Origin of the sequence: Paenibacillus sp. FSL H7-0357, assembly GCF_000758525.1 — a bacterium.
Classification (GTDB): Bacteria; Bacillota; Bacilli; order Paenibacillales; family Paenibacillaceae; genus Paenibacillus_AQ.
The window spans coordinates 6,975,348-6,985,000 of record NZ_CP009241.1; the positions used below are offsets into that span (position 1 = coordinate 6,975,348).

The following is a 9,653-nucleotide window of genomic DNA, read 5'->3' on the forward strand; positions in this document are numbered from 1 at the left end:
TGAGGAGTATCTCATTAACTTTCCTGAAATGCGGGTGAATTATCACCAAAAGGGTCTGCACAGCAACAAAAAGCCCCCGCCCCTCTATACGGAGGAGCGGGAGCTATGTTTCACAGATGGATATTATTTCTCAGTTTCCACTTCTTTTTCCAGGGAAGCTGCTGGCGGCTCAACGGTAGTTACGACAAGCTCACCGTTCACCTCATCGATCTTGAGGGAATCGCCTTTTTTGATGTTGCCCTTCAGCAGTTCTTCGGACAGCCGGTCCTCAATATGCTTCTGGATCGCCCGGCGAAGCGGACGTGCGCCGAAGGCTGGATCATAGCCCTCTTTGGCCAGGAAGGCTTTGCCTCCCTCTGTCAGCTCAAAGTCCACATCGTACTCACGCAGCCGCTTGCGCAGCTCATCGGACATCAGCGTAACAATTTCTGCGATATGCTTTTCTTCCAGGGAGTGGAAGACAATGATCTCATCGATCCGGTTCAGGAACTCGGGACGGAAGCTCTTCTTCAGCTCATCCATAACCTTGCCCTTCATATTGGTGTAGTCTGCTCCCGCATCCTGCACCGCTGTGAAGCCCAGCGTCGAATTCTTCTTGATCGCCTGCGCCCCTACATTGGAGGTAAGAATGATCAGAGTATTGCGGAAATCGACCACGCGGCCTTTGGAATCGGTCAGACGGCCGTCTTCCAGCACCTGCAGCAGGATGTTGAATACTTCCGGATGGGCCTTCTCAATTTCGTCCAGCAGTACTACGGAATATGGTTTACGGCGTACCTTCTCGGTCAATTGTCCGCCTTCTTCATAACCCACATAACCTGGAGGCGCTCCTACCAGACGGGAAGTGGAGTGTTTCTCCATGTACTCCGACATATCAATCCGGACCACCGCATTCTCATCACCAAACATTGCTTCAGCAAGCGCCCGTGCCAGCTCGGTTTTACCAACACCGGTAGGACCGAGGAAGATGAAGGAACCCATAGGGCGTTTAGGATCCTTAAGTCCTGCACGTGCCCGGCGGAGGGCCCGGCTGACTGCCTTGACGGCTTCGTCCTGGCCGATTACCCGTTCATGCAGGATAGACTCCATATTAAGCAGACGGTCGGTTTCCTCTTCCTTCAGCTTGCTGACCGGTATACCGGTCCAGCTGGCTACCACTTGAGCGATATCCTCCGGTGTAACCTGTGAGTCAGTGCGGCCTTGCTTCTCTTTCCACTGGTTCTTGGTCGTGTCCAGTTCCTCGCGGATCTTTTGCTCCGTATCCCGCAGTGCGGCAGCCTTCTCGAATTCCTGGCTCTGTACGGCTGAATCCTTCTCCTTGCGGATATCATCCAGACGCATTTCCAGTTCCTTCAGATTTGGCGGAATCGTATAAGAATTCAATCTTACCTTGGAGCCTGCTTCATCAATCAGGTCAATTGCTTTGTCCGGAAGGAACCGGTCAGGAATGTAACGGTCGGACAGTTTTACAGCCTCTACGATGGCTTCATCCGTGATCTTCACCCGGTGATGGGCTTCATAACGGTCACGTAGTCCGTAAAGAATCTGAACAGCTTCCTCAGGAGAAGGCTGATCCACCGTAATAGGCTGGAAGCGGCGTTCCAAGGCTGCATCTTTCTCAATATATTTGCGGTATTCATCCAGCGTAGTGGCACCGATGCATTGCAGCTCTCCACGGGCCAGAGCCGGCTTCAGGATGTTGGAGGCGTCAATAGCACCTTCCGCACCGCCTGCACCGATCAAGGTGTGCAGCTCGTCAATGAAGAGCACGATGTTTCCTGCCTGGCGAATCTCATCCATAATCTTCTTAAGGCGGTCTTCAAACTCACCGCGGTATTTGGTTCCGGCTACTACAGAACCCATATCCAGAGTCATTACGCGTTTGTCGCGCAGCGTTTCCGGAATTTCATTATTGATGATCTTTTGGGCCAGACCTTCGGCAATGGCTGTTTTACCAACCCCAGGCTCACCGATCAGCACCGGATTGTTCTTCGTCCGGCGGCTCAGCACCTGAATGACACGTTCAATTTCCTTACTGCGGCCGATAACCGGATCCAGGTTGCCATCCTTGGCATAGGCGGTAAGGTCACGGGCCAGGCCATCCAGCGTTGGTGTGCTGACATTGGCAGGCGCACCGCTGTGGCTGGAAGTAGCTTCGCTGCTGCCGAGCAGCTGCAGCACTTGCTGGCGGGCCTTGTTAAGGCTGATCCCCAGGTTGTTGAGTACACGGGCAGCTACACCCTCGCCTTCACGGATAAGCCCGAGCAGGATATGCTCAGTGCCGACGTAAGTGTGTCCCAGCTTGCGGGCTTCGTCCATCGACAGCTCAATAACTTTTTTGGCACGAGGAGTATACGCGATGTTTGTTGGCTGCTCCTGTCCTCTGCCGATCAGTGTTTCCACTTCATCCTGAATTTTCTCAAGACCCAGACCAAGTCCGATTAGAGCTTTTGCGGCTATGCCGTCTCCTTCACGAATCAGTCCGAGCAAAATATGTTCTGTCCCAATGTTGTTGTGTCCCAAACGAACAGCTTCTTCTTGCGCCAGCGCCAGCACTTTTTGTGCGCGTTCCGTAAATCTTCCAAACATCATATCTCCTGCACCTCCACGAATAATAAATATCTATAATTAATGTTGTGATCCCAGTGTTTCCCGGAGCAGCTTTGCCCGGTACATATCACGTTCAGTAGCCGTGAGCTCATCGCCGAACAGCTTTTGCAAAAATCCGGGCTGTGTCTTGACATTCAGCTCATTCAGCACTGAAATCGAAGGCCCTTCCAGTATCCCCAAATCGACTCCAAGCCGCAAATCGGATAACCGCTGGGCCGACTCTTTAAGCTCCATCACTGCCGCATAGGACAAAATGCCGTAAGAGCGTTTAATCCGGTCGGTAATCCGCAGTGCGGAATCAACCAGCAGGCGTTCACGGGCATTCCGTTCATGCTCTATAATCTGGGTGACCACACTGTGAAGATTCTCAATGATCTCACTTTCGGTCTGTCCCAGCGTAATCTGGTTGGATATCTGAAAGATGTTCCCAACTGCTTCGCTGCCCTCACCATAAATTCCTCTTACGGTCAGTCCCACCTGATTTACAGCGGATAGAATCCGGTTGATCTGATGGGTCATAACCAGTGCCGGTAAATGCAGCATTACCGAGGCTCTTAGCCCGGTTCCTACATTGGTGGGGCAACTCGTTAAGTACCCTCTTCTATCATCAAAGGCATAATTGACAGAAGCCTCAAAAATATCGTCGATGGCCGTTGCCCTTACCCAAGCCTCTTTAACCTGCAGGCCGGGAAACAGACATTGAATCCGGAGGTGGTCTTCCTCATTGATCATAATGCTGACCGACTCATCCTCGTTCAAAATGACCGCTCCACCCCGTGAATCATTGGCTAGATTTGGACTGATCAGATGTTTCTCCACCAGCACTTTTTTATCCAGCTCATCCAGCTCATCCAGCTTCAGCAGTTGAAAGGTACCAAAGTCCGCTGCAGCTTCTCCCTGAAACACGGGTGCCAGCTGCTCCAGCGCCTCTTCCGCCTGCTCGGCAGATGCCAGCAAAGGAAAAGGCAGGTGCTCCAGATTGCGGGCGATACGCATACGGCTGCTGATTACAATCTCGGAATGGCTGCCACCGCAGCGCATCCAGTCACTAAGCGCTTGTTCGGTAAACCGGAGACTTGACATGCCGCATCCCCCCTATATATGAAAGACTTTACTCTTGTGCCATTTCTTTTTCAAGTCGGCGGATCTGATCCCGCAGCTCGGCTGCAGTTTCGAACTCCTCTTGCATAATGCTTTGCTGCAATTCCAACTTCAGTTCATCAATTTGCCGTTTGCACATAATTTGTGCCCCTGCACGTTTCGGCAGCTTGCCTACATGAGCGGTACTGCCGTGCACTCTTCGGAACAGCGGATCCAGCGTGCTGTCAAAATATTTATAGCAGGAGCTGCAGCCGAACCGTCCAAGTTTGCTGAACTGGGAATACGTCATGCCGCAATTCTCGCATTTCAGTCCCTGTGCATTTTGGGTTGCCACGGATTTCTCCTTGCCGGAACCTTCCAGATCCAGTAAACCGGAGAGCAGGCTGTGAATGGAGAACCCGCCCGCGGTTCCGGGAATTAATTCCCCCTTCTCCCGCGCACAGCTTTCACAAATATGAAATTCCGTCTTCTCTCCACTCACAATTTTGGTGAAATGAAGGGTAGCCGGTTTGACGCCGCATTCCTGGCAAAGCATAAGCGGTGTCCCCCTTACCATTCGTATTATTTACCAAGCAAAGAAATCAGCATGGCTTTCATAATCTTGGCACGAATCTCATCCCGGTAGGGCAGATTAATCGTCAGACAATCCCGGGAAACAGCGGCGCGCATGAGACACGCTTCACGCTTGGTTAAGAACAGGGCCTCCTCAAGCTGGTAGATCAGCCCTTCGGCGGAATTCTGGTCAATATCATTGCCTATCGTGGATTTGAGATGTGCGTAAAGCGCCACATTCTGAGGAAGCTCAAAGCGCTGAATCCGGATGTAACCTCCGCCTCCACGTTTGCTCTCGACCACATAGCCCTTCTCCAAAGTAAAGCGCGTACTGATGACATAATTGATCTGTGACGGTACACAGGAGAACTGGTCCGCCAGATCATTACGCTGAATTTCCACCGTACCTTCGGGACTTTCATGCAAAATATTCTTCAGATATTGTTCGATAATATCGGAGATATTACGCATCACTCATCCTCCAGTGTTCAAAGCGTTAGGGTAATTCTTGCTGTACATCCGTCCGGCGGTGATCTCTTAAGAACTTAACCCAAGCACCTGAAGGCGAATCGGACACAATGTCCTGCCTTTCAGACTTTACAACTTAGGAGAGACTGCTTTCGGGATGCGTTGACTTTGACTTTCTTTGACTTTTTTCATATTATAACATATTCTCACTGAATTCCAAGTGGTTAGTCTTATTTTTTACTTATTGCCGCCATTGTATTCGGAATAACCCTTGGATCAACATGCATTTTAATATGAAAAATATAAAGCTCTCCCTGCTTCATTCAAAGCGGAAGAGCTGCTTATGATCAGAAAAAATCAAACAATGCGGTCCGTGCCTGCGGCATAATCCCTTTCAGCCACTCCACGGCTTCTAGACTGCCGGTTAACTGCCCACAGCGGTGCAATTCTTCCGGACGTTTGTATCCAAGCAGCAGCACCGTCAATGTTCCAATGCCGCAGCGCAAATCCGCCTGCTCTCCGGTACCCTTTACTTGTATTAAAGATGCCTCACCTTGCCGATTGACCTTCCACTCCCACAGCCCGTCGTTCCATGGGGCATGCTCATCCTCAATATACAACGTGCGCTTTTGCAGCTCATTCTGTTCCTTAAAGGTGAGTCCTTCCACAAAGGCTTTGGCATTAACAATACGCGCCATAAAATAAGGATAATTCTCCTGCGGAATACGGGGATCCGGAAGCAAAAACGGCAGCATATCATCTGCTGGCACCAGCTTTAATTTCGCAGCGGTGACCATCGAATCATGGTTGGCGAGAAAAGTCCACAATCCCCGGCGGGCTTCTTCGTCCATAAAAATGAATTCATCAATAACCAGTTCTTTGTTCTCTATTTTATAGAGAACATAACCTCCCGGTTCACCCGCTGCAGAATAAAACACACAATGACGTGTATCCTCATCCACTACGCTGTTCTCCCACCATTCACGATCACGCAGCAGCGTACCGTTATACCCGGAAGCAAAGCGCCCGTATAACTGCTCCATTACTTCAATATTTGCTTTATCGCGCTCTACACGCCCCTCCATTTCGGCCTTCCGCGGAAACTTGCCCACCGGTATCGTGTACTTCTTATATTCACAGTAGATCTCCCATCCGAACCTGCGGTAAAAAGGAATCAAGAAGGGATGCAGGAAGGATAACGTATGACCTGATTCATTCATTGTTTGTAGCGTATGGGACAAAAGCTTGGCCACAAGTCCCTGTCTGCGGTTCTCCGGCCATGTCGCCACTCCGGCAATCCCACCCATGGAGACGGCTTTGCCTTGCACATACACCTGAAGAGGCAGCAGCGTCAGCTTCGCACTTAGCTCCCCTTCCTCAAAGATACCCCAGACTCTTTCCGGCTTGAACTTCTGTTTAGATTTTACTCTGTCGTCACCGTTAAGTTTGAATTGAAAAGCGTACTCGGACAAGCCAAGGCTTGCCTCAAAATCCTCTAGCTGCAATTGCCTGATCTCCAATACCTTCACCTCATTATCAAATAGAATAGTGCTTATTAAGAGTATATCAAGCCCAGAAACGGTACGCGAATCCGCCAAGAAAGATTATAAAGAATCCAATGGTTATCCACAACTTATGCACAGCAGCACAAAGAACCGGAAAGAAAATCTTTCCGGCAAAAAATAGTTATCCACGATTCTAAAGTCTCTATCCACAAATTCCACATATTATCCACAAAACCCGTGTATTACTTGGATTTTCTCTTGACGAATCCCCAAGAATATGTCTTTCATCCACATCATTTAAGGATAGTTCCCTATCAAATATTGTATCCACATGTGTGTAAGTTTTCTGCGCTTGCTGAAAATTATCCACAACATTTCCACAGCCCTGCACAAACACAAAAAAGCCACTGTCAATGAATCAACAATGGCTTTGTGTGCTTGGCGGCGTCCTACTCTCCCAGGACCCTTCGGTCCAAGTACCATCGGCGCTGGAGGGCTTAACGGTCGTGTTCGGGATGGGTACGCGTGGAACCCCTCCGCTATCGCCACCAAACATGATTTTTCGAAGCTTCCGCCTCTCGAAATCGCTGCGAGAAAAGATCAATCCTCTGAAAGGACATGCAGCTTAGGTGTTGCAGGCTTGATCGCCTGAAAACTGAATCCGAAACGAATCTGCGTCTTAACTAGTTGGATAAGCCCTCGACCGATTAGTATTGGTCAGCTCCATGCATTGCTGCACTTCCACCTCCAACCTATCTACCTCGTCGTCTTCAAGGGGTCTTACTAATTGGGAAATCTCATCTTGAGGGGGGCTTCACGCTTAGATGCTTTCAGCGCTTATCCCGTCCGTACGTAGCTACTCAGCCATGCTCCTGGCGGAACAACTGATGCACCAGCGGTACGTCCATCCCGGTCCTCTCGTACTAAGGACAGCTCCTCTCAAATTTCCTGCGCCCACGACAGATAGGGACCGAACTGTCTCACGACGTTCTGAACCCAGCTCGCGTACCGCTTTAATGGGCGAACAGCCCAACCCTTGGGACCTACTTCAGCCCCAGGATGCGATGAGCCGACATCGAGGTGCCAAACCTCCCCGTCGATGTGGACTCTTGGGGGAGATAAGCCTGTTATCCCCAGGGTAGCTTTTATCCGTTGAGCGATGGCCCTTCCATGCGGTACCACCGGATCACTAAGTCCGACTTTCGTCCCTGCTCGACTTGTTGGTCTCGCAGTCAAGCTCCCTTATGCCTTTGCACTCTTCGAATGATTTCCAACCATTCTGAGGGAACCTTTGAACGCCTCCGTTACTCTTTAGGAGGCGACCGCCCCAGTCAAACTGCCCGCCTGACACGGTCCCCGTACCCGATTAGGGCACTAGGTTAGAACCTAGATACGATCAGGGTGGTATCCCAACGGCGCCTCCGCAGAAGCTTGCGCTCCTGCCTCTACGGCTCCCACCTATCCTGTACAGATCGTACCCAAATTCAATATCAAGCTGCAGTAAAGCTCCATGGGGTCTTTCCGTCTTGTCGCGGGTAACCTGCATCTTCACAGGTATTAAAATTTCACCGGATCTCTCGTTGAGACAGCGCCCAAGTCGTTACGCCATTCGTGCGGGTCAGAATTTACCTGACAAGGAATTTCGCTACCTTAGGACCGTTATAGTTACGGCCGCCGTTTACTGGGGCTTCGGTTCACAGCTTCGGATTACTCCTAACCGCTCCCCTTAACCTTCCAGCACCGGGCAGGCGTCAGCCCGTATACTTCGCCTTGCGGCTTCGCACAGACCTGTGTTTTTGCTAAACAGTCGCTTGGGCCTTTTCACTGCGGCCCCCTCGGGCTATTCACCCTACCGAGGCACCCCTTCTCCCGAAGTTACGGGGTCATTTTGCCGAGTTCCTTAACGAGAGTTCTTCCGCGCGCCTTAGAATTCTCTTCTCGCCTACCTGTGTCGGTTTGCGGTACGGGCACCTTCTCCTGGCTAGAGGCTTTTCTTGGCAGTGTGAGATCATGACCTTCGCTACTATAATTTTCGCTCCCCATCACAGCCCAGCCTTAACGGTGTGCGGATTTGCCTACACACCAGCCTCACTGCTTAGACGGACATCCATCAGTCCGCGTCACTACCCTCCTGCGTCACCCCATCGCTCATAGCGGATTACGGTGGTACAGTAATTTCAAACTGTTGTCCTTCGACTACGCCTTTCGGCCTCGCCTTAGGTCCCGACTTACCCTGAGCGGACGAGCCTTCCTCAGGAAACCTTGGGCTTTCGGCGGATCAGATTCTCACTGATCTTTTCGTTACTCATACCGGCATTCTCACTTGTATGCTGTCCAGCGCTCCTTACGGTACACCTTCAACCTGCATACAACGCTCCCCTACCCCAGATGCAAAGCATCTAGCCATAGCTTCGGTGGTGTGTTTAGCCCCGTTACATTTTCGGCGCAGAGTCACTCGACCAGTGAGCTATTACGCACTCTTTCAATGGTGGCTGCTTCTAAGCCAACATCCTGGTTGTCTGTGCAACTCCACATCCTTTCCCACTTAACACACACTTGGGGACCTTAGCTGATGGTCTGGGCTGTTTCCCTTTTGACAATGGATCTTAGCACTCACTGTCTGACTCCCGGCAAGAAGTTAATGGCATTCGGAGTTTGACTGAGCTTGGTAACCCTTGCGGGCCCCGCACCCAATCAGTGCTCTACCTCCACCACTCCATTCACCGAGGCTAGCCCTAAAGCTATTTCGGGGAGAACCAGCTATCTCCGAGTTCGATTGGAATTTCTCCGCTACCCCCACCTCATCCCCGCATTTTTCAACATACGTGGGTTCGGGCCTCCAGTGCGTGTTACCGCACCTTCACCCTGGACAGGGGTAGATCACACGGTTTCGGGTCTACGTCCACATACTCAATCGCCCTATTCAGACTCGCTTTCGCTGCGGCTCCGGCTTCTCACCTTAACCTTGCATGTTAAACGTAACTCGCCGGTTCATTCTACAAAAGGCACGCCATCACCCATTAATAGGGCTCTGACTTTTTGTAAGCACACGGTTTCAGGTTCTATTTCACTCCCCTTCCGGGGTGCTTTTCACCTTTCCCTCACGGTACTGTTTCACTATCGGTCGCCAGGTAGTATTTAGCCTTAGCAGATGGTCCTGCTGGATTCATACGGGGTTTCACGTGCCCCGCACTACTCGGGATCCGTCTCGGAGAGAACACAGTTTAGGTTACAGGGCTTTTACCTCTATCGCGGGCCTTTCCAGACCTCTTCACCTACCATATTCCTTTGTAACTCCATGTGAGACGTCCCACAACCCCAAGAGGCAAGCCCCTTGGTTTAGGCTGTTCCGCGTTCGCTCGCCGCTACTGACGGAATCACTATTGTTTTCTCTTCCTCAGGGTACTTAGATGTTTC

5 protein-coding genes and 2 rRNA genes (1 of these 7 only partly in view) are annotated in these 9,653 nt (G+C 51.0%); all 7 read right to left on the reverse strand.

Going from position 1 to position 9,653, the window contains the following annotated elements; all coding sequences use genetic code 11:
* Window positions 1-123: 123 nt before the first annotated feature.
* Complete coding sequence (clpC, locus tag H70357_RS30900) at window positions 124-2,592, reverse strand: ATP-dependent protease ATP-binding subunit ClpC (protein WP_038597145.1); 2,469 nt, start codon at window positions 2,590-2,592, stop codon at window positions 124-126.
* A gap of 36 nt (window positions 2,593-2,628) precedes the next feature.
* Window positions 2,629-3,693 carry a protein-arginine kinase McsB gene (locus H70357_RS30905; protein WP_038597147.1) on the reverse strand — a complete coding sequence of 355 codons (1,065 nt, stop codon included), beginning with the start codon at window positions 3,691-3,693 and terminating at the stop codon, window positions 2,629-2,631.
* Window positions 3,694-3,721: 28 nt separating this feature from the next.
* On the reverse strand, window positions 3,722-4,246 hold the full coding sequence (locus H70357_RS30910) for a protein-arginine kinase activator protein McsA (protein ID WP_038597149.1): 525 nt from the start codon (window positions 4,244-4,246) through the stop codon (window positions 3,722-3,724).
* Between the two features lie 26 nt (window positions 4,247-4,272).
* The gene (locus H70357_RS30915; protein WP_038597151.1) at window positions 4,273-4,734 is read right to left on the reverse strand and encodes a CtsR family transcriptional regulator; all 462 of its coding nucleotides are present in this window, start codon (window positions 4,732-4,734) and stop codon (window positions 4,273-4,275) included.
* A 344-nt stretch (window positions 4,735-5,078) separates the two neighbouring features.
* Entirely contained in the window at window positions 5,079-6,251 is a 1,173-nt protein-coding gene (locus H70357_RS30920; RefSeq protein ID WP_038597154.1) for a GNAT family N-acetyltransferase, read from the reverse strand.
* Window positions 6,252-6,672: 421 nt separating this feature from the next.
* Window positions 6,673-6,789: ribosomal RNA gene (rrf, locus tag H70357_RS30925) — 5S ribosomal RNA — on the reverse strand.
* Between the two features lie 134 nt (window positions 6,790-6,923).
* Window positions 6,924-9,653 (reverse strand): 23S ribosomal RNA (locus H70357_RS30930); it runs 197 nt beyond the window's last position.